21 protein-coding genes, 7 tRNA genes and 1 pseudogene are annotated in these 18,941 nt (G+C 72.1%); 19 read left to right on the forward strand and 10 right to left on the reverse strand.

Annotation, left to right across the window (positions count from 1 at the left end):
* Nucleotide 1: 1 nt before the first annotated feature.
* On the forward strand, nt 2–856 hold the full coding sequence (locus tag BU52_RS12165) for a TrmH family RNA methyltransferase (RefSeq protein WP_037932493.1): 855 nt from the start codon (nt 2–4) through the stop codon (nt 854–856).
* 441 nt (nt 857–1,297) lie between these two features.
* Here BU52_RS12165 and BU52_RS12170 read toward each other — a convergent pair whose 3' ends face one another.
* Nucleotides 1,298–2,581: a serine/threonine-protein kinase gene (locus BU52_RS12170; RefSeq protein ID WP_037932495.1), complete on the reverse strand. Its 1,284-nt coding sequence runs from the start codon at nt 2,579–2,581 to the stop codon at nt 1,298–1,300.
* Between the two features lie 195 nt (nt 2,582–2,776).
* On the opposite strand from BU52_RS12170, the gene BU52_RS12175 reads away from it, so the two are divergent.
* The 4 genes from BU52_RS12175 (at nt 2,777) to BU52_RS12190 (ending at nt 5,175) form a co-directional block, all read left to right on the forward strand.
* Nucleotides 2,777–3,052, forward strand: coding sequence for a hypothetical protein (locus BU52_RS12175; protein ID WP_037932498.1), 276 nt, complete (start codon nt 2,777–2,779; stop codon nt 3,050–3,052).
* Nucleotides 3,053–3,250: 198 nt separating this feature from the next.
* Nucleotides 3,251–3,430: a hypothetical protein gene (locus BU52_RS12180; RefSeq protein WP_037932500.1), complete on the forward strand. Its 180-nt coding sequence runs from the start codon at nt 3,251–3,253 to the stop codon at nt 3,428–3,430.
* Between the two features lie 429 nt (nt 3,431–3,859).
* Nucleotides 3,860–4,792 carry a phosphotransferase family protein gene (locus tag BU52_RS12185; RefSeq protein ID WP_037932502.1) on the forward strand — a complete coding sequence of 311 codons (933 nt, stop codon included), beginning with the start codon at nt 3,860–3,862 and terminating at the stop codon, nt 4,790–4,792.
* 101 nt (nt 4,793–4,893) lie between these two features.
* On the forward strand, nt 4,894–5,175 hold the full coding sequence (locus tag BU52_RS12190; protein ID WP_078903206.1) for a TFIIB-type zinc ribbon-containing protein: 282 nt from the start codon (nt 4,894–4,896) through the stop codon (nt 5,173–5,175).
* 50 nt (nt 5,176–5,225) lie between these two features.
* On the opposite strand, the gene BU52_RS12195 is transcribed toward BU52_RS12190, so the two are convergent.
* The 5 genes from BU52_RS12195 to BU52_RS12215 form a co-directional block, all read right to left on the reverse strand.
* Nucleotides 5,226–5,297: transfer RNA gene (locus BU52_RS12195), tRNA-Val, on the reverse strand.
* A gap of 43 nt (nt 5,298–5,340) precedes the next feature.
* A tRNA-Val gene (locus BU52_RS12200) sits at nt 5,341–5,412 on the reverse strand.
* 19 nt (nt 5,413–5,431) lie between these two features.
* Nucleotides 5,432–5,503: transfer RNA gene (locus BU52_RS12205), tRNA-Val, on the reverse strand.
* 1 nt (nt 5,504) lies between these two features.
* Nucleotides 5,505–5,578, reverse strand: a tRNA-Cys gene (locus tag BU52_RS12210).
* Nucleotides 5,579–5,615: 37 nt separating this feature from the next.
* Nucleotides 5,616–5,688 (reverse strand) — tRNA-Gly (locus BU52_RS12215).
* Nucleotides 5,689–5,865: 177 nt separating this feature from the next.
* Here BU52_RS12215 and BU52_RS12220 point away from each other — a divergent pair.
* The 3 genes from BU52_RS12220 (at nt 5,866) to BU52_RS12230 (ending at nt 8,640) form a co-directional block, all read left to right on the forward strand.
* Nucleotides 5,866–6,918: a chorismate-binding protein gene (locus tag BU52_RS12220; protein ID WP_037932506.1), complete on the forward strand. Its 1,053-nt coding sequence runs from the start codon at nt 5,866–5,868 to the stop codon at nt 6,916–6,918.
* Nucleotides 6,915–7,736 carry an aminotransferase class IV gene (locus tag BU52_RS12225; protein ID WP_037932508.1) on the forward strand — a complete coding sequence of 274 codons (822 nt, stop codon included), beginning with the start codon at nt 6,915–6,917 and terminating at the stop codon, nt 7,734–7,736. Before BU52_RS12220 ends, BU52_RS12225 begins: the two co-directional genes overlap by 4 nt.
* 79 nt (nt 7,737–7,815) lie before the next feature.
* Nucleotides 7,816–8,640: a GNAT family N-acetyltransferase gene (locus BU52_RS12230; protein WP_037932510.1), complete on the forward strand. Its 825-nt coding sequence runs from the start codon at nt 7,816–7,818 to the stop codon at nt 8,638–8,640.
* 8 nt (nt 8,641–8,648) lie between these two features.
* On the opposite strand, the gene BU52_RS12235 is transcribed toward BU52_RS12230, so the two are convergent.
* Entirely contained in the window at nt 8,649–9,179 is a 531-nt protein-coding gene (locus BU52_RS12235; RefSeq protein ID WP_037932512.1) for a DsbA family protein, read from the reverse strand.
* A gap of 182 nt (nt 9,180–9,361) precedes the next feature.
* Between BU52_RS12235 and BU52_RS12240 the strand changes: the two genes are divergently transcribed.
* Nucleotides 9,362–9,799, forward strand: coding sequence for a hypothetical protein (locus BU52_RS12240; RefSeq protein WP_037932564.1), 438 nt, complete (start codon nt 9,362–9,364; stop codon nt 9,797–9,799).
* A gap of 151 nt (nt 9,800–9,950) precedes the next feature.
* Nucleotides 9,951–10,103: a hypothetical protein gene (locus BU52_RS35630; RefSeq protein ID WP_167343513.1), complete on the forward strand. Its 153-nt coding sequence runs from the start codon at nt 9,951–9,953 to the stop codon at nt 10,101–10,103.
* 95 nt (nt 10,104–10,198) lie between these two features.
* Here BU52_RS35630 and BU52_RS12245 read toward each other — a convergent pair whose 3' ends face one another.
* Nucleotides 10,199–10,759: a CGNR zinc finger domain-containing protein gene (locus BU52_RS12245; protein ID WP_037932514.1), complete on the reverse strand. Its 561-nt coding sequence runs from the start codon at nt 10,757–10,759 to the stop codon at nt 10,199–10,201.
* Nucleotides 10,760–11,068: 309 nt separating this feature from the next.
* Nucleotides 11,069–11,482, reverse strand: coding sequence for an SsgA family sporulation/cell division regulator (locus BU52_RS12250; RefSeq protein ID WP_004002642.1), 414 nt, complete (start codon nt 11,480–11,482; stop codon nt 11,069–11,071).
* Between the two features lie 191 nt (nt 11,483–11,673).
* On the opposite strand from BU52_RS12250, the gene BU52_RS12255 reads away from it, so the two are divergent.
* The 5 genes and pseudogenes from BU52_RS12255 to BU52_RS12270 all read left to right on the forward strand — a co-directional run bounded on the left by BU52_RS12255 (nt 11,674) and on the right by BU52_RS12270 (nt 13,383).
* Nucleotides 11,674–12,132, forward strand: coding sequence for a TIGR02611 family protein (locus BU52_RS12255; protein ID WP_037932516.1), 459 nt, complete (start codon nt 11,674–11,676; stop codon nt 12,130–12,132).
* A gap of 79 nt (nt 12,133–12,211) precedes the next feature.
* Nucleotides 12,212–12,283: transfer RNA gene (locus tag BU52_RS12260), tRNA-Val, on the forward strand.
* 150 nt (nt 12,284–12,433) lie between these two features.
* Nucleotides 12,434–12,712 (forward strand): annotated as a pseudogene (locus BU52_RS37135) (sugar ABC transporter substrate-binding protein); the annotation flags it as partial.
* A 107-nt stretch (nt 12,713–12,819) separates the two neighbouring features.
* Nucleotides 12,820–13,269, forward strand: coding sequence for an SRPBCC family protein (locus BU52_RS12265; protein ID WP_037932518.1), 450 nt, complete (start codon nt 12,820–12,822; stop codon nt 13,267–13,269).
* Between the two features lie 39 nt (nt 13,270–13,308).
* Nucleotides 13,309–13,383 (forward strand) — tRNA-Val (locus BU52_RS12270).
* Between the two features lie 109 nt (nt 13,384–13,492).
* Here BU52_RS12270 and BU52_RS12275 read toward each other — a convergent pair.
* A complete protein-coding gene (locus BU52_RS12275) occupies nt 13,493–14,218 on the reverse strand; it encodes a 3'-5' exonuclease (protein WP_037932520.1) in 726 nt (241 codons plus the stop codon).
* A 168-nt stretch (nt 14,219–14,386) separates the two neighbouring features.
* Here BU52_RS12275 and BU52_RS12280 point away from each other — a divergent pair, with 168 nt between their 5' ends.
* The 4 genes from BU52_RS12280 to BU52_RS12295 all read left to right on the forward strand — a co-directional run bounded on the left by BU52_RS12280 (nt 14,387) and on the right by BU52_RS12295 (nt 18,901).
* Nucleotides 14,387–14,953 carry a DUF4365 domain-containing protein gene (locus BU52_RS12280; RefSeq protein WP_037932522.1) on the forward strand — a complete coding sequence of 189 codons (567 nt, stop codon included), beginning with the start codon at nt 14,387–14,389 and terminating at the stop codon, nt 14,951–14,953.
* Complete coding sequence (locus BU52_RS12285; RefSeq protein ID WP_037932524.1) at nt 14,950–16,182, forward strand: hypothetical protein; 1,233 nt, start codon at nt 14,950–14,952, stop codon at nt 16,180–16,182. Before BU52_RS12280 ends, BU52_RS12285 begins: the two co-directional genes overlap by 4 nt.
* Nucleotides 16,183–16,275: 93 nt before the next feature.
* On the forward strand, nt 16,276–18,252 hold the full coding sequence (thrS, locus tag BU52_RS12290) for a threonine--tRNA ligase (protein WP_037932525.1): 1,977 nt from the start codon (nt 16,276–16,278) through the stop codon (nt 18,250–18,252).
* Between the two features lie 82 nt (nt 18,253–18,334).
* Nucleotides 18,335–18,901: an HIT family protein gene (locus tag BU52_RS12295; protein WP_037932527.1), complete on the forward strand. Its 567-nt coding sequence runs from the start codon at nt 18,335–18,337 to the stop codon at nt 18,899–18,901.
* Nucleotides 18,902–18,941: the final 40 nt, after the last annotated feature.

Here is an 18,941-nt window from a genome sequence, read left to right on the forward strand (position 1 = left end):
CATGGCCGACATCATCACCGTCGAGGACGCCGGCGACCCTCGCCTGCACGACTACACGTGCCTGACCGACGTCGAACTGCGCCGTCGGCGCGAGCCCGCCGAGGGCCTGTTCATCGCCGAGGGCGAGAAGGTCATCCGGCGGGCCGGGGACGCCGGCTACGCCATGCGGTCCATGCTCCTGTCGGCGAAGTGGGTCGACGTCATGCGCGACGTCATCGAACGCTCCGACGCCCCGGTGTACGTCGTCGACCCCGAGCTCGCCGAAGAGGTCACCGGCTACCACGTGCACCGGGGCGCGCTCGCCTCCATGCAGCGCACACCGCTGCCCACGGTGGCCGACCTGCTCCGTACCGTCGGCCGGGCCGCCGGCGCGTCGCCGCCCGCAGACCCGCAGAGGGCCGCGGTCCGGCGCGTCGCCGTCTTCGAGGACCTGGTCGATCACGCCAATCTGGGGGCTGCCTTCCGCAACGCGGCCGCTCTGGGCGTCGACGCCGTCTTCCTCACCCCACGCTGCGCCGACCCTCTCTACCGCCGGGCCGTGAAGGTGTCGATGGGCGCTGTCTTCCACGTCCCCTGGACGCGGCTGACCTCCTGGCCGAAGGATCTCGCGGTCTTCCGCGAGCACGGGTTCGTGACGGCTGCCCTGTGCCTCCACGAGAAGTCGATCACGCTGGACGAACTGGCTGCCCGCCGGTACGAGAAGCTGGTGCTCATGCTCGGCACCGAAGGCGACGGTCTGTCGGCCGACGCCCTGCGCACGGCCGACGAGTGGGTGCGGATCCCGATGGCCGAAGGGGTGGACTCCCTCAACGTCGCCGCGGCGTCCGCCGTCGCCTTCTACGCGACGAGGCGCTGAGAACCTCCACGGAACGCCGCGCCGGACCCGGGTGAGAGGCCCTGGGCGTCGACCCGGACGTCGACTGGCTCGCCGATGCCCGCCCGATCCTGGCGATGCCGTGGGAAGGCCGTTTCCTGGCGGGACCCCACAGTCTGCGGATCACTTCACCGGTACGCCTCGCGGCGTGCCGGGTCCTCGCCCTGCTGATGTTCCCCCGGGTGCCGGGTGCCGGGTGCCGGGCGGCGCGCGCCGACGGGTGCGCCGTAGCCATGAGGACGCCGTGCCGTCCTCCCCGGACTGCGCCTCTGGATGCGGTCCTCCGGTCACCGGCGCGGAAGGGGCCGGTCCGTCCGGCCGCGCCCTGGCCGCCGCCGGCGAACGGGTCCGCACACCTCTGCGCGGTGGCCGCAGGGCGTCCCCGGGAGCAGCGGCCCGGACGCATCCGACGCCGCCGGGTCCTCACCCGGGGCCCTGGCAGCCCTGGACCAGCGCGATGCCCAGCGCGACGACCAGCGTCACGACGACGAAGACGAACAAGCGCTGCCTGAGCAGTCGCGGATTGGCCGGGCGGAGGCCGGTCCCGGTCGACCGGGCGCCCGGACGACGGGAGCCGGTGCCGGACCGCGTCGTGTTCCGCGACGTCGGCGTGCGGCGCACACCGCCGCGGGACGGCGAGCCCTCGCGCGGTGAGCTGTCACGGGCGGTCCCGGCGCCCCGGGAGGGCGGCACACCCCGGCCGGCGCGTCCGGGGGCCGAACCGGTGTTCCTGGGCGCGGGTCCCCGTCCGCGCGGCGGCGGGGTGCCCTGGCCGCCCTGGCGGCGCTGCCCGCGCTCCGGATGGGTGTCCGCGAGGCGTCCGGTGGGCCGGTCCGCCTCGGGGGCGCGCGGCGCGGGCGGCCGGACGTCGGCGAGGCCCTGGGCCTCCCGCGCGGCGATCTCCTTCAGCCGCAGCGACAGTTGGAGCGTGCTGGGCCGCTCCTCGGGGTCCTTCGCCAGACAGGCGCGCACGAGCGGGGCCAGCGCGTCGGGAACGCCGTGCAGCTGGGCCTCCTCGTGCACCACGCGGTAGAGCATCACCTCGGAACTGCCGTGCCCGAAGGGGGAGTCGCCCATCGACGCGTACGCGAGCGTGGCGCCCAGCGAGAAGACGTCCGTCGCCGGGGTGACGGCCGCGCCGCGCACCTGCTCCGGGGCGAGGAAGCCGGGGGAGCCGACCGCGGTGCCGACGTGCGTGAGCGTCGAGGCGCCCGTCGCCCAGGCGATGCCGAAGTCGATGATCCGGGGTCCCTTCGGGGACAGCAGGATGTTGGACGGCTTGAGGTCCCGGTGCACCACACCGGCCTCGTGCACGGCGACCAGTCCCTCGGAGAGCGCCGCTCCGACGGCGGCGACCTCGGCCGCGCCGAGCGGTCCCTCGCCGGCGACCTTGTCGTGCAGCGACGGGCCGGGCACGTACTGCGTGGCGAACCACGGCCGCTCCGCGTCAAGGTCGGCGGCCACCAGCCGGGCTGTGCAGCCGCCACGGATGCGCCGGGCCGCCGAGACCTCGCGCGCGAACCGTGAGCGGAACTCCTGGTCCTCCGCCAGATCGGGGCGGATGACCTTCAGCGCGACCCGCTGCCCCTTCTTGTCGGAGCCCAGGTAGACCACGCCCATTCCGCCCGCGCCGAGCCGTCGGTGAAGCCTGAAAGAGCCGACGACGCGCGGGTCCTCGCGCCTCAGGCGCATCATCGCCATGTTCATCCCCGCTGCCCGGTCCTGTGACGTGCCACAGCTTACGTTTCCACGGCGGCCCGTGCGCAGAGGCCGCGCCCTCTCGAACCGATCGATTGTCAGTGGTGGGTGGGAGACTTGAAGGGTGGTCAGGGAGCCTGCGAACAGGCCGGGTTCGTGCGGCGGGTGATCCCAACCACCCGACACCGGAGGGGGATTGATCGCGTGAAGGGTGACCGTGTGGAGATCGTCGTGGATGCGGGGGACACGACGCGTACGTACGAGGTGGTGGCGAGCAGGGCGGGGCGCAGGGTGGAGACGGCGGTGCGCCGGGGGGTGGTCGAAGTGAGCGAAGTCACCCGAACCGGGGCTGTCGTGCGGACGGCGCGGTTCATGGCGAACCGGGTGCTCGCGCTGGTGGAACAGCCGGTGCCGCGGGAGGACGGGTCGGAGAAAGCGGGGCGGACCGGGCGGCCCTTCGGGGATGTCCCTGAGGCGTAGGAGCCCGTCTCCAACCAGGGGAGTACGGCGCAGGTCGCGGCTCATCCTCCGGGAGGCCCGGCAATCGGTACGAGGGCATGACGCCCGGGGAGCGCCGGGCCCCTAGATTTGAGGTCAAGCGGCGGGTGCGGTACTCGTCCCCCGAGGTCGGACACCCGCCGCTGCCAGTGACACAACAGAACGGTCAGGAGAGGGGCCATGGCGTACACGGCACCGCGGACTGCGGTCCGCACGCGGGAACACGGCGAGGGCCGTCGCCACCCGCTGGTGGCGACGCTGATGGCCCTCCCCCTGGCGGTCCTGCTCCTCCTCGTCTTCGACGGGTGGGAGACGGTGACCACACAGGCGTCGTCCGTGGGAGAGATGCTGGGGCGCTGAGCGGCGACCCCAGGCCCGGAAGAGCGGTCCGGGCGGGGACATCCACCCATGAAACCCCGTGGGGACGGGGGTGCGGCGGACGGCAAAATGCCGGCGCAGCTGGGGAGCTGCGCCGGCATTGCTCTGTCGGTGGGGGCTCGGGCAGCGCCTGCCGGCCGCCCCGCCGTACGCCCCTGCCTGCCGCCGCTACTGCCGCTCCCGCCGGCCGCCGCCGCTTCCGCGGGCAGTCGTGCCGCTGGGGCGGCACGGGTGGGCGCGACGGCACCCGGCACGCGCCGGGTCGCGCAACCCCCCGCCGTACCTGCACGGGGGCACCCCGCACGCGCCGGGCCGCGCCAACGCCCCCGGTCGGCACCCGCACGGGGCACACCCCGCGCGCGGCCGGATCGCCGGGCACCGCGCGGCCGCGGCACGCGTACCCTCACCCCCGTGACCACGGACCTCCTCCCCGCCCTGACCACCCATGTCACGGCGACGGCCCACGCCCGCGACAACGCCCACCCGTGCGGCTGCACAGCGGTCACCCTCACCGCACGCGACGACACCACCGTCGTCCGCCACGCAGGCACCGTCGCCAAGGCCCACGCCCCCGGCACCGACCCCGCCCGGCTGACCCTCCGTGTCACCGCCGCCGCCCGGCTGCACGGCATCCTCCTCCCTCCGCTCGCCCCCGCACCCGTCACGCTGCACGGACGGCTCGTCACCCACTGGCCGTACGGCACCCCCGTGGACCCGGACGACCCCGACGCCGCCCCCTGGGAGGCCGTGGCCACCCTCCTCGCGCGCCTCCACCGCACCCCGCCCCCCGTCGCCGTACCCCCCATGCGCGGCCCCGAGAAGGCCGCCCACGCCATCGCCCGCCTCCGGGAGACCGCCCCCCACCACCCCGGCACCGAGCCGGTCCTGCACGCCTGGTCCGCCCTCCCGCCGTGGGCCCGCGGCGAGGTCCCCATGCCGGACACCACCACGCTCTGCCACGGCGACCTCCACCTCGGCCAGCTGATACGCCACCCGGCGCCCGGCGGTCCCTGGCTGCTGATCGACGTCGACGACCTCGGCACGGGCGTCCCGGCGTGGGACCTGGCCCGTCCGGCGGCCTGGTACGCCTGCGGACTGCTCACCCCCGACGAGTGGCACCGCTTCCTGACCGCCTACCGCGCGGCCGGCGGCCCGGCCGTACCGGCCGACGGTGACCCCTGGGCCACGCTGGACGTCCCGGCCCGCGCCCTCACGGCGCAGACCGCCGCCCGGGCCGTCACCAAGGCGGTCGTGGCCGGACGGCCGCTGGGCGAGGTGGAGCAGTCGCTGGTCGACGCCTGCGCGCGCATGGCCGCCGTCGACCCCGTCGGCCCGCCCGGTTGAGGCGAAGTTTCGCGACGTAGGGTGCAACCGACCCGCGGCCGGACGGAGTCTGTCCCGGCGATACGCGAAGCGGAAACCACCGGCGAGGAGTTGACCCGATCATGCAGTGTCCGAAGTGCCGTGCTCCGATGCACACCTACAACCGCAACGGCGTCCAGATCGAGCAGTGCAGCGGATGCCGGGGGATCTTCCTCGACTACGGCGAGCTGGAGTCGCTGACCCGGCTGGAGTCCCAGTGGGCCCAGCCCGCGCCCCCCGCCCCGCCGGCCGCCCCGCAGGCGTACCCGGCGGCCCCGCAGCCTCCCGCCTGGGGCGCAGGGCACGGTGGCCACTACGGGCACCGCCGCCACAAGAGCTTCGGGCACATGCTCTTCTCCAGCTGACCCGCACACGCCGAAGCCCCCGGTCCACCGACCGGGGGCTTCGAGTGGTGTGGACGATACTGGGATTGAACCAGTGACCTCTTCCGTGTCAGGGAAGCGCTCTCCCGCTGAGCTAATCGTCCTCGGGACCACGATCACCGCATGAAGCCGATCGCGGGCACTGCGTGCGCGATACTGGGATTGAACCAGTGACCTCTTCCGTGTCAGGGAAGCGCTCTCCCGCTGAGCTAATCGCGCGGGGGATCCGGAGATCCAGTGGACGATACTGGGATTGAACCAGTGACCTCTTCCGTGTCAGGGAAGCGCTCTCCCGCTGAGCTAATCGTCCTTGGAGGTGGAGACGGGATTTGAACCCGTGTAGACGGCTTTGCAGGCCGTTGCCTCGCCTCTCGGCCACTCCACCAGGAGTGTAGGGGACCGGGATGCCCCCTCTTCCTTCGAGCGGACGACGAGGCTCGAACTCGCGACCTCAACCTTGGCAAGGTTGCGCTCTACCAACTGAGCTACGTCCGCCTGTCGTTTCGGTCGGCTTGCGCGTCCCGGCGACGAAGTGAACTCTAGCGGATTCCGGGGCCAGCACAAAAACCCGTTTGTGCAGCGTGCTGCGCTGCGCCTGCTCACGGACGTGCCCGGCGGCCCCGTGACGGGCGTGACCACGTCATCGAGGCGCGCCCGCCATAGACTCGTCACGTGCTCGACCTCCCACCTCTCGCCCGTTTCGGCAACCGCGTCGCCACCGGACTGCTCGACGTCACCGACGACCCCGCGGCCCTGGACTCCACGGGTTTCTGGGCGGTCGCCGCCGACTTCGAGGGCCGTCTGACCTGCGCGCGCTTCCGGGAGGTCGGGGAGCAGCCGGTTCCCGTCCCGGTGCCGGGTGCCTGGCGGGGACCGGCGGCAGGTGACTGGACGTCCTCCCTGGACCGCGCCGCGTACACGGCGGGCGTCCGCCGCGTCCGGGACCACATAGCCGCCGGCGACGTCTACCAGGCCAACCTCTGCCGCGTCCTGTCCGCGCCCGTGCCGTCCGACGCCGACGTGGACGCCCTCACCGCCCTGCTGGCCCGCGGCAACCCCGCGCCGTACGCCGGAACGATTCGGCTGCCCGGGCGGGGAGTGGAGATCGCGACCGCGTCCCCCGAACTGTTCCTGCGCCGGGAGGGGCCGGTCGTCGAGTCCGGGCCGATCAAGGGGACCGGCCGGACCGAGGCCGACCTGCTGGAGAAGGACTACGCCGAGAACGTCATGATCGTCGACCTGGTCCGCAACGACATCGGCCGGGTCTGCGGCACCGGCACGGTGACGGTGCCCGACCTGTGCGCCGTCGAGAAGCACCCGGGCCTGGTCCACCTCGTGTCGTCGGTGCGGGGCGAACTGCGCCCCGGTGCGGGCTGGCCGGACCTCCTCGCGGCCGCCTTCCCGCCCGGCTCCGTCACCGGCGCGCCCAAGTCGAGTGCCCTGCGGATCATCGAGGCCCTGGAGACCGCGCCCCGCGGCCCCTACTGCGGTGGCATCGGCTGGGTCGACGCCGACCGCCGCACCGGCGAGCTGGCGGTGGGCATCCGCACCTTCTGGATCGACCGGGACGCGGACGGCGGCGCGGTCCTGCGGTTCGGCACCGGCGCCGGGATCACCTGGGGCTCCGACCCCGAGGGGGAGTGGCGGGAGACCGAACTGAAGGCCTCCCGGCTGCTCGCGGTAGCGTCGGGAACGTACGAGGTGAGTGAAGGGACCTACAGGTGAAGATCTGGCTCGACGGCGGGCTGCAGGACATCGAGTCCGCCCGTGTCTCCGTCTTCGATCACGGACTGACCGTGGGCGACGGCATCTTCGAGACGGTGAAGGCCGTGGACGGACGGCCGTTCGCGCTCACCCGGCATCTCGACCGGCTGACCAGGTCGGCCCGGGGGCTCGGGCTGCCCGACCCCGACCTGGACGAGGTCCGCCGCGCCTGCGCCGCCGTCCTGGAGGCCAACCCCGTGCCGCTCGGCCGGCTGCGCCTCACCTACACCGGCGGTCACGGCCCGCTCGGCTCGGACCGCGGCGAGCACGGCCCGACCCTCGTGGTCGCCCTCGGCGGGACCGCCCGCCGCCCCGACTCCACCGCCGTCGTCACCGTCCCCTGGACGCGCAACGAGCGCGGTGCGCTCACCGGCCTGAAGACCACCTCGTACGCCGAGAACGTCGTCGCTCTCGCCCGCGCCCGGGAACAGGGCGCCTCGGAGGCGCTGTTCGGCAACACCGTCGGCCGCCTCTGCGAGGGCACCGGGTCCAACGTCTTCGTCGTCCTCGACGGCGAGCTGCACACCCCGCCGGTCGCGTCCGGCTGTCTCGCGGGCATCACCCGTGCCCTGGTCGTCGAATGGACCGGCGCCAAGGAGACCGATCTGCCGATGGACGTCCTGGGGCGGGCCGAGGAGATCTTCCTCACCTCCACCCTGCGCGACGTGCAGGCCGTGCACCGCGTCGACGACCGTGAACTGCCAGGCGCCCCCGGCCCGGTGACCGCCAAGGCCATGCGGATCTTCGACGAGCGCTCCGGGGCCGACCTGGACCCGTGAGGAACCGGAGGTTCGGCCGGTCCCGGGTCCCCGGTCGAGGGCGGTGGTGGGCGGCGGGCGGAAGGGTAGAACATCCGTGATGACCACCACCCTGCGGCCGGCCGAGCCGCTTCAGCAGAACCCCGACGGCACGCGCTCGCGCCGCTACCAGGTGTGCGTGAACAGCCGGCCCGTCGGGACCGTCCACCTCGGCACGCATCCCGTTTTCGGTGACGCCGTGGCCCGGATCATGACGTTGCGCATCGACGAACCGGACCGGCGGCGCGGCAGGGGCACGGTGGCCGCCCTCGCCGCGGAGGAGGTGGCGCGCGGCTGGGGGTGCCGCCGCATCGAGGCGGCGGTCCCGGCGGACTCCGGTACCGCCCTCGCGCTCGCCACGGCACTCGGCTACGTCGTACGCAACCGGAACCTGACCAAGCCCCTCGGCGACATCCCGCCCGCCCTGCCGGAGGGCAGCGCGGCGCGGCCGATGACCGACACCGAGTTCGGACCCTGGGTGGCCAGGGCCCAGCGGGACTACGCGCGACACTGGACCGAGCGCGGAGTGCCGGAGGCCGAGGCACGGGCCAAGGCGGTGGACGACCACGTCGTGCTGCTGCCCGGGAGCCGCGCCACCGAGGGCATGCTCTTCAGCGTCCTCGAACACCGGGGCGACGCCGTGGGCACCTTGTGGCTGTCGGTGACCGGGGAACATGCCTACGTCTTCAACGTCGAGACCGACCCCGCCCACCGCGGCCGGGGGCACGGACGCAGCCTCATGCTGCTCGCCGAGGCCCAGGCGGTCGCCGCGGGGAAGCGGGCCATCGGGCTGAACGTGTTCGCCGGCAACGCGCCGGCCGAGCGGCTCTACGACTCGCTCGGGTACAGCGCGACGGAGTTCTCCGTCTACAAGGCGCTGCTGTAGCGGCCGGGTCAGTCCCGCTGCCCGGCCCGCGGCAGGCGGTCCAGGATCTCCTCGATGCGCTCGCGCAGACCCTCCTGGCTCTTGCCGCCGTCGAGGCGCTCACCGCCGACGACGTACGTCGGAGTACCGGTCACTCCGATCGCCTTGCCCTCGGCCTGGTCCGCGTCCACGATCAGGATGTGCCGTCCGTCGATCAGCGCGGTGTCGAACTCCTCGGCGTCCAGTCCGAGTTCCCGGGCGACCTCGACGAGGAAGGCCTCGCCCCGGCGGTCCAGTTCCTCGACCCGCTCCAGCACGGCCTCGACGTACGCCCATCCCCGTCCCTGCTCCAGCGCTTCCTCGGCGGCCTGGGCGGCGGCGAAGGCGTGCTTGTGCTTCTCGAGCGGGAAGTGCCGCAGCCGCACCTCCAGCCGGTCGCCGTAGCGGGCCCGCAGCGCGCGGAGGTCGTCGAGGGCGCTTCGGCAGTCCGGGCACTGCAGCTCGCACCAGACGTCGAGGACGGCGGTGTCCGCGGCGCGGACGGGGGAGGGGTCGCTCATGGTCCACAGTCTCCCAGCCCGGCCCGGCACCACCCAACCGGGCCCCGGCCGTACCGGCACCTGCGAAGGACCCGACCCGGAGATGTCCCTGATGTCCGGCCGGAGCATGGCCCCGGGAGGTCCGGCAGGTGCAGGATGGAAGGGACAGCACCGAGGCGACCGCACCCTGCCTGGAGGACCGGATGATTGCCGAGACCGTCTGCTCCGCCGTTTCCGCGGCAGGCCTGGGCATCGCGGTGGTCACGGCCTACCGCAAGCGCTTCCTCGCCGCGGTCCGCATCGCCGCCTACTCGCTCGTGCCCGTCGGACTGGTGATGACCGGCGTCGTCGACTGGCTCGCGGACACCGCCTTCAGCCCGACGGCCTGGGCGGGCTTCGGACTGCTGGGTCTGTCCTGGGTGCTCTTCGCGACCACACGGACGGTGGAGCGCCGTCGTGGCGGCACCCGCAAGGAGCGCAGGGCCGCCGCCAAGTCGGCACAAGCCCCCGGCGCGGTGGCCCCGGGCGCCTCGGCCCCGGCACTGGGCCAGTCCCGGCCGGCGACCCGCCAGGCGCCGGCGTCGAAGGGTGACGACGACTTCAGCGACATCGAGGCCATCCTCAAGAAGCACGGCATATGACGCCGGTGACCGGCGGAAACGTCACAGGACGTCCAGGACCGCCCGGAAGTGATCACAACCCGGACCGTTGATCGCGTATTCGGCGACGTCGCACGCTTTCCGTGAGTGTTGATCGCGTCGGGCGCTTCCGATGCGTCATCATCGCCGCGAGATGCTGGACACGACACAGAGCGATGCCGCGCAGCAGCAGGACGAGCCGCGTGGATGTCTCTTCGCCCTTTCCCAGCCACCGCTGATGATCTTCCTTGCGGTGATCGGGTGTCTGCTGCTCACGGCTGCTCTGCACGACCTGCTGTGGCTGTGAGCCGTACCCGCGGTGCCCGGCGTCACCCGTCGGGACCGCGTCGGCACGGAACCGACGTCACTGGGTCGGCGGGAGCATCGGGCGCGTGCCTGCGGTCAGCCCGCCGCCTCCTTGCGTCGTGCCCGGTAGGCGGCCACGTGCAGGCGGTTACCGCAGGTGCGGCTGTCGCAGTAGCGGCGTGAGCGGTTGCGGGAGAGGTCGACGAAGGCGTGCCGGCAGTCCGGCGCCTCACAGCGGCGCAGCCGCTCCTGCTCCCCGGCGACCACGAAGAACGCCAGCGCCATCCCGCAGTCGGCGGCGAGATGGTCGGCCACGGAGGCGCCGGGTGCGAAGTAGTGCACGTGCCAGTCGTATCCGTCGTGGTCGGTGAGCCGCGGGGTGGTGCCCGCGGCCGCGATCAGCTCGTTGATCATCCCGGCCGCGGCGCGGGCGTCGGGCGCGGCGAAGACCGCCGCGAAGCGGGCGCGGATCTTGCGCACCGCGGCAAGGTCGAACTCGGTGAGCACCCCGACCTCGCTGACCTGGTGGTCCCGCACGAAAACCTCGAGGGCGGCGACGTCCGCCAGTCCGTCCGGTGTCGTGTCGTCCTCCGGCGCGGTGTTGACCAGATCCACCACGGTGTCGAGTGCGCACCGGGTGTCGTGGGTGATCAGCACGATTCGCTCCCTGGCCTGGGGGGTCGGGCGGACGCCCGCCGATGCTGGCCGATGGTAGTGGCTCCGGCGCGCACCGCACCTCCCCGCTCCGCACATGGCTTCGAATCAACGCCGGAGCGCCCCCGGTCGTTCCCGGTCACACCGAGTCACGCCCCCGTCCCGCACGCGCACAGCACGACGGCGCCGCCCGCGGAACTCCGCGGCGTCGGCGCCGTCGTGTGTGAGCCGTATGCGGCTGCCCGTATGCGGCTGTCCGGGCCCGCGCCGTCTCCCCGAGTCGACGGCGCCGGGCGGCTTGGTGAGCCTCGCCTAGCTTTCCGCCAGGATGTGCGAGAGCTCCTGGTCGAGATCGAAGTGCCGGTGTTCCGTGCCGGGCGGCACGGCGGCGTCTGTGCGCTTCAGGAAGGACTCCAGGGCCCGTGCGGGGGCCTCGAGCAGGGCTTCCCCCTCCGGCGAGCTCAGGGCGATGCACACGACGCCCTGGCCGTGACTGCGCGACGGCCAGACGCGGACGTCGCCGGTGCCCGTGGGGCGGTGAAGTCCCTCGGCCAGGAGGTCGCGGGCGAACACCCACTCGACGGTCTCCTCGGCTCCGGTGTGGAAGGTGGCGTGCACGGCGTAGGGGTCGGCCGTGTCGTACCGCAGGCCTGCGGGGACAGGCAGGGAGGACTCGCTCGACACAACGAGGCGCAGGTGCAGCTCGCAGCTGACCGTGGTGTTCATAAGCGCCAGGGCCTTTCGCTCAGTGTGCGCTCGGGGATTCGCACGTCGGCGAAATCGACATGCCACCTACGGTGCCGTTGTAAACCCCTCTGAGTGTTTTGCGTGGGATTACGTAACTCTTCCGGCCGAGAGATCGTTCGCGGCGTGCGCCCATTCCGGTGATGTGATTCGCTCGGGTAGGGTTTGGCTGTATGAACACGGGGAGTAACAAGTCTGGCGAGGCCGTGCTGACGGCCGACGGGGTGACGGTGGACGAGAGCGGAAGCCGGGAGGAGCGGGCGCTCGGATCGCGGGCGCCGGAGTTCGTCAGGGCACGCCGGGCACTGCACCTCAGCTGGCAGGTCGGTGTCTTCGTGGTCGGCCTCGCGGTCGTGGCGGCAGGCGCCGCGATGCTGGTCCTGCCCGGTCCCGGCTGGGTCGTGATCTTCGGCGGGATGGCGATCTGGGCGACCGAGTTCGTCTGGGCCCAGCTGGTGCTGCGCTGGACCAAGCGCAAGGTCACCGAGGCGGCTCAGCGAGCCCTGGACCCCAGGGTGCGGCGGCGGAACATCATCCTGACCTCCGTCGGCCTGGTGATCGTGGCCGCGCTGGTCGCGGTCTACCTGTGGAAGTTCGGCCTCGTGATGCCCTGGAAGATCGAGAACCAGTGAGCCGCGGCGGAGGGTGCGCGCACCGCCCTCCGCCGGTCACGGGCACTGCCTGACATGGGGTAATGTTCTTCCTGCGTCCGGGCGATTAGCTCAGTGGGAGAGCGCTTCGTTCACACCGAAGAGGTCACTGGTTCGAACCCAGTATCGCCCACCGGATCACAAGGCGGCCCGGCTCACGAATCGTGAGCCGGGCCGCCTCGTCGTGGGGCGGGGACCCCGGTGGCTTCCCTGTCCGGCCGTTCCGCCCGGAGACGGGGCGGTCACACTCCGTCACGCCCGGTGAGGTGGTGAGCCCCGCGCCATCGCCATCGCCATCAAGAAGACCGTCGCGCTCTTCGAGAAGAAGTTCCCGGAGATCGGTATCGAGCCTGAATTCACCGACTACGGAGCGTTCGGGGGGACGTTCCAGGCCCAGGCCCCCGGCGGCAATCCGCCGGACGCTTTCCGGAATACGGTCTGCTTCCTGTGCAAGTACGACAAGCGCGGTGTTCTGCTGGACCTCAAGACGCAGGCGGACGCGGGGAATCCGAGCCTGGAGAACTTCCGCGACGGCCTGCCGGCGAACGGTCAGGCCGACGGCAGCGGTGGGAGGACGGCTACAAGCGCGTGTGCTCTCCGCGGGCCTCGCTCTGCCGGGGGACCGGATCGCGTAGGCACGACCCGGGCGCGGACGGGCACACTCCGTAGATGGACTGGAACCATTACCGCTTCCGCAGTCTGTGGACCCTGTCCGCGCCCGCCCCGACGGTGTACGGCGCCCTGGAACGGATCGAGGAATACCCCCTGTGGTGGCCTCAGGTGCGCGAGGTCACGCGCCTCGACGACACCACCGGGATCATCACGATCCGCTCCCTCCTGCCCTACGACCTGACCTCGACGCTGCGCGAGGGGCGGCGCGACCGGGAGACCGGGGTCCTGGAGGCCGGTCTGTCCGGTGACATCGACGGCTGGGCCCGCTGGACCGTCACCCGCCTGGGAGTCCATGGCTGTCTCGCCCACTACGAACAGGAGGTCGACCTCCGCAAACCGCTGCTGCGTCTCCTCGCCGTACCCGGCCGGCCCGTCTTCCGTCTCAACCACGCGGTGATGATGCGGGCCGGCCGGCGCGGACTTGCCGCGCACCTGGAAGCGGTTTGAAGGAAGCGTCCCCGGGCCTGTATGGTTCAGTGCGTTCCCGGGCGATTAGCTCAGTGGGAGAGCGCTTCGTTCACACCGAAGAGGTCACTGGTTCGAACCCAGTATCGCCCACCAGCCGGGACCGGCGCCCTCACCCTTCCAGGTGAGGGCGCCGTTCGGCGTTCCAGGGGCCGAGAAGGGCCGCTGACCGCGGTGGGAGAACCGTGCGCCCGGCCCGGCGGGCTCACGCCGCCGCCGGCAGGTCCGGGCGCAGGGGCCAGGCCGGGTCCACCACCTCCTCCGTGCCGTTGCGCGCGAACCACGCCTGCAGACCCCGCGCCTGAGCGGCGTGCCACACCGCCTGGAGGGTGTGCAGCTCACCGGGGGACAGCCGCTCGAGCCGCGACGCGAAACGCCGTCCGACCGCCCTGGCGACCTCCAGCGCGGCCGCCGCGTCCGCCGCCGCGTCGTGCGCCGCCTCCAGCTCGACGCCGTAGTGCGCACACAGGTCGGTCAGCGTGCGCCGGCCCTTGCGATAGCGGTCAAGGTGCTTGTCGAGCACCCACGGGTCCAGCACCAGCAGCGGTGTCCGCTCGAACCAGCGTCCCAGCGACGAGGCCCGGTGCCGGCGCAACTCCCGGTCCAGCAACGTGAGATCGAAGGGCGCGTTCATCACCACCAGCGGCCGGCCCACCCGGGCCTGCTCCGCCAGCGCCTCGGCCACCTCGTACATCACCGGCGCCGGCCAGCGGCCGTTGCGCCGCAGATGCTCGTCCGTCAGCCCGTGCACCTCCGTCGCGCCGGCCGGCACCGGCACCCCCGGATTCACCAGCCAGCGGGTCACCCGCGGCCGGGTGCCCGGCGCGTCCTGGACGACGAGAGCGGCCGACACGATCCGGTCGGTCTCGACGTCCACGCCCGTCGTCTCCGTGTCGAAAGCGGCCAACGGCCCTTCGTGCCAGCACGCCATGCCCAACAACCCCTCGTACACCAGTGGCAGTTGACGCTCCGTCCACTGCCCGGTCCGGTGATACCCGGGCTGTTTGCCCCGTACGCCGGAAGGAGACAACAGGATTACGGGTCCTTGCAGTTCAGCGACCCGCACCGGGGACACGACTGTTTCGGAAGGCTGTTGGCCATGGCCATCGCGCAGCCCGAGCGGGGCGGGCTGCTGCCCGAGCGCCCGCCACCCTCCCGCGGCACCCTCGCCACCACCGCCTGCATGGAGACCCTGCAGGTCGGCTATCTGCACGCCGTCGCGGCGGCCGCGGGCTGTTCACTCTCCCAGCCCTTTCCGGACAACGGCATCGACTGGCACGTCAGCCACAGCGCCGCCGGGCACACCGTCGACGACGAGGTCACCGTCAAGGTGCAGTTGAAGGCGACCTACCAGATCGCCCCCGACCCGCCGGGCCGGTTCTTCTCGTTCACCCTCGACAACGCCCACCTGGCCAAGCTCGCCCGCACTCCGGTGTCGGTGCACAAGATCCTGGTCGTGATGATCGTGCCGCGCTCGCAGGACGACTGGCTGCGCGCCGGCCACGACCGGCTCGATCTGCGGCACTGCTGCTACTGGACGAACCTCGCCGGTCACCCGGTGACCGGCCGGCGCCGCACCACCGTACGGATCCCCACCTCACGCATCTTCGACGACCGGGCGCTGTGCGAGATCATGACGCGGGTCGGGACGGGAGGAAAACCGTGACGCACCGCCCGACCGGGGAACCCCCGAGGTCCGTACGCCCCCACCCCGCTGACGCCTTCGACGCGGGGCCGCCCGACCCCACCGGGACCGACCCGGCCGTGCTCACCGCCCTGCTGCACCGGCACGGCTGGCAGCGGCGCGGCGGTGCCGCCGGACGCTACGGCCGCTGGACCCCGCCCGGACCGGGCACCGGCACCAGTCTGCTCGTCCCGGTGAGCCGCGCCCTCCCCGACAGCGAAGACCTGCTCACCGAGGCACTGCAGGCGCTGTCCCGCAGCGGCACGCCGTCCGCCCGGGAGATCCTGCTCTCCCTCGCCGTGCCCAGCGACGAGATCCACTGGTGGCGCGACACACCCGCCGGCCCCGGCGGCGCCACCGTCTGGACCGCGGAGGAGCAACTGCGCTCCGCCGCCCGCCGGACCCTGCTCGCCGCCGCCCTCGCCACCCGCGCCCGGACCGGTTTCCACGGCGCGCGGCACCGCCGCCCGGCCGCCGCCGCGCTGGACACCGTCCTGGTGGGACCCGCGCAGGGCGGACGCCGGCTGACCGCGTTCGCCCCCGTGACCACCGGCCGGTCCCTCGCCGTACGCCTCCATCACGCCCTCCACGCCGCCCGCGAGGCCATCGACCACCGCCGGGCCACCGGTGGCGCGGACGCCTTCGACACCGCCGTCGCGGCGGGCGTCAGCCACGAGCTCACCGAGGCCCTCGTCGCCCTCGTCCAGGGCTCCGAGGGTGCCCGCGTCGGCGTGGCCTGGGCTCCGGCGGCCGGTGTGCCCGAGGGTTGCGCGACCGCCGCGGAACCGGTCGGGTTCTCACCCGGCGACCTGCCCTTCCTGCGCGAGGCCGGTCTGCGCTACCGGCGGGCGGAACCGTCCGTCACCGTTCGGATCACCGGCACCGTCGTCCGGATGCACCGGTCCGGTGCCCGCGGCGAGGGCACGATCCGGCTCCGCGTGCTCGCCGGTGCCGAGGTCGGGCACGTCCGGATCATCCTCGGCGAGGAGGACTACCGCGTCGCCGGGCACGCGCACCTCGTGGGCCTGCCGGTACGGGTACGGGGGCGTCTGGAGAGCCGCGGCGGCTTCCGCCGGCTCACCGACGTCACCGAGCTGGTACCGGTGCAGGTCGACGAGGCCGAGCGGGACCGGCTGCTCAAGGCGCTCCAGGCGAATGCCGAGACCGCGGCCTTCTTCGGCGAGGCCTGCGGTCCCGACTGCGGAGACTGATTTCGCGGAGGGCGGTCCCGGGTCGGTACGATCGCACCCATGCGTGCGCTCCGGTATGGCGCCGCACCTCAAGCCTTCAGTCAGGAGAGACCGGTGTCAGACGTCCGTGTGATCATCCAACGCGATTCCGAGCGGGAAGAACGCGTGGTGACGACGGGCACTACGGCCGCCGAGCTCTTCGCCGGCGAGCGCTCGGTCATCGCCGCGCGCGTGGCCGGCGAGCTCAAGGACCTCTCCCACGAGGTCCAGGACGGCGAGACCGTCGAGGGTGTGCAGATCTCCTCCGAGGACGGCCTGAACATCCTGCGCCACTCCACCGCCCACGTCATGGCCCAGGCCGTGCAGGAGCTGTTCCCCGAGGCCAAGCTGGGCATCGGCCCCCCGGTGCGGGACGGCTTCTACTACGACTTCGACGTGGACAGGCCGTTCCACCCCGATGACCTCAAGGCCATCGAGAAGAAGATGCAGGAGATCCAGAAGCGCGGCCAGCGCTTCTCCCGCCGTGTCGTCACCGACGACGAGGCCCGCGAGGAGCTCGCCGACGAGCCGTACAAGCTGGAGCTGATCGGTCTCAAGGGCTCCGCGTCGCACGACGACGGCGCGGACGTAGAGGTCGGCGCCGGCGAGCTGACGATCTACGACAACCTCGACGCCAAGACCGGCGAGCTGTGCTGGAAGGACCTCTGCCGCGGTCCCCACCTGCCCACCACCCGGAACATCCCGGCGTTCAAGCTGATGCGCAACGCGGCCGCCTACTGGCGCGGCAGCGAGAAGAACCCCATGCTCCAGCGCATCTACGGCACCGCCTGGCCCTCCAAGGAGGAGCTGAAGGCACACCTGGAGTTCCTCGCCGAGGCCGAGAAGCGCGACCACCGCAAGCTGGGCTCCGAACTCGACCTGTTCTCCATCCCGGAGCAGATCGGCTCCGGCCTCGCCGTCTTCCACCCCAAGGGCGGCATCGTCCGCCGGGTCATGGAGGACTACTCGCGCCGCCGGCACGAGGAGGAGGGCTACGAGTTCGTCTACACCCCGCACGCGACCAAGGGAAAGCTCTTCGAGACCTCGGGCCATCTGGACTGGTACGCCGACGGCATGTACCCGCCCATGCAGCTCGACGAGGGCGTGGACTACTACCTCAAGCCCATGAACTGCCCGATGCACAACCTGATCTTCGACGCGCGCGGCCGTTCGTACCGTGAACTGCCGCTTCGCCTCTTCGAGTTCGGAACCGTGTACCGGTACGAGAAGTCGGGCGTCGTGCACGGCCTGACCCGGGCCCGCGGCTTCACCCAGGACGACGCGCACATCTACTGCACCCGCGAGCAGATGTCCGAGGAGCTCGACAGGACCCTCACCTTCGTCCTGAACCTGCTGCGCGACTACGGTCTGACCGACTTCTACCTGGAGCTGTCCACCAAGGACCCGGAGAAGTTCGTCGGTTCCGACGAGGCCTGGGAAGAGGCCACCGAGACGCTGCGCCAGGTCGCCGAGAAGCAGAACCTGGAGCTTGTGGCGGACCCGGGCGGCGCCGCCTTCTACGGCCCGAAGATCTCCGTCCAGGCCAAGGACGCCATCGGCCGCACCTGGCAGATGTCGACCATCCAGCTCGACTTCAACCTGCCGGAGCGCTTCGACCTGGAGTACACCGCCGCGGACGGCTCCAAGACCCGCCCGGTCATGATCCACCGCGCGCTGTTCGGCTCCATCGAGCGGTTCTTCGCGGTGCTCCTCGAGCACTACGCGGGCGCGTTCCCGGCGTGGCTCGCCCCGGTCCAGGCGATCGGCATCCCGATCGGTGACGCCCACGTCGAGTACCTGGAGAAGTTCGCGGACGCGGCCCGCAAGCAGGGGTTGCGCGTCGAGGTCGACTCCTCCTCGGACCGCATGCAGAAGAAGATTCGCAACGCCCAGAAGCAGAAGGTGCCGTTCATGGTCATCGCGGGCGACGAGGACATGGCGAACGGCGCGGTCTCCTTCCGTTACCGCGACGGCTCGCAGGAGAACGGCATCCCCGTCGACGAGGCCATCGCGAAGATCGCCAAGGTCGTCGAGGAGCGGACGCAGGTCTGACCGCGCGCACGACCGCGAGGCCCCCGGGAGTGAACCCGGGGGCCTTTCCCGTGGTCCCGCGGTGACGCCATATGCTGCACACATGACGAGTGAGCCGGAGCAGCAGTGGGGAGTGGGCACGCAGGACGCGTTCCAGCGTCTGTGGACGCCCCATCGGATGGCCTACATCCAGGGCGAGAACAAGCCGAGCGGCCCGGGCGCCGACGACGGCTGCCCCTTCTGCTCCCTCCCCGCCAAGTCCGACGAGGACGGGCTGGTCCTCCGGCGCGGAGAGCTGGTGTACGCGGTGCTCAACCTCTACCCGTACACGGGCGGGCACCTGATGACGGTGCCCTACCGGCACGTCGCCGACTACACGGACCTCACGCGGGCGGAGACGGCCGAACTCGCCGAGCTCACCAAGCAGGCGATGACGGCGCTGCGCACGGCGTCGGGCGCGCACGGCTTCAACATCGGCATGAACCAGGGATCGGTCGCGGGCGCCGGCATCGCCGCGCACCTGCACCAGCACATCGTCCCGCGCTGGGGCGGCGACACGAACTTCATGCCGGTGGTCGGCCACACGAAGGTGCTGCCGCAGCTGCTGGCGGACACCCGCAAGATGCTGGCGGAGGCCTGGCCGGCATCGACCAGCCCGTCCCGCGCTTGAGAACGAGGCCTCTTCAGGGCCGACGGGGGTCCGGGGCGCG

This window comes from Streptomyces toyocaensis, from assembly GCF_000725125.1.
GTDB classification, from domain to species: domain Bacteria; phylum Actinomycetota; class Actinomycetes; order Streptomycetales; family Streptomycetaceae; genus Streptomyces; species Streptomyces toyocaensis.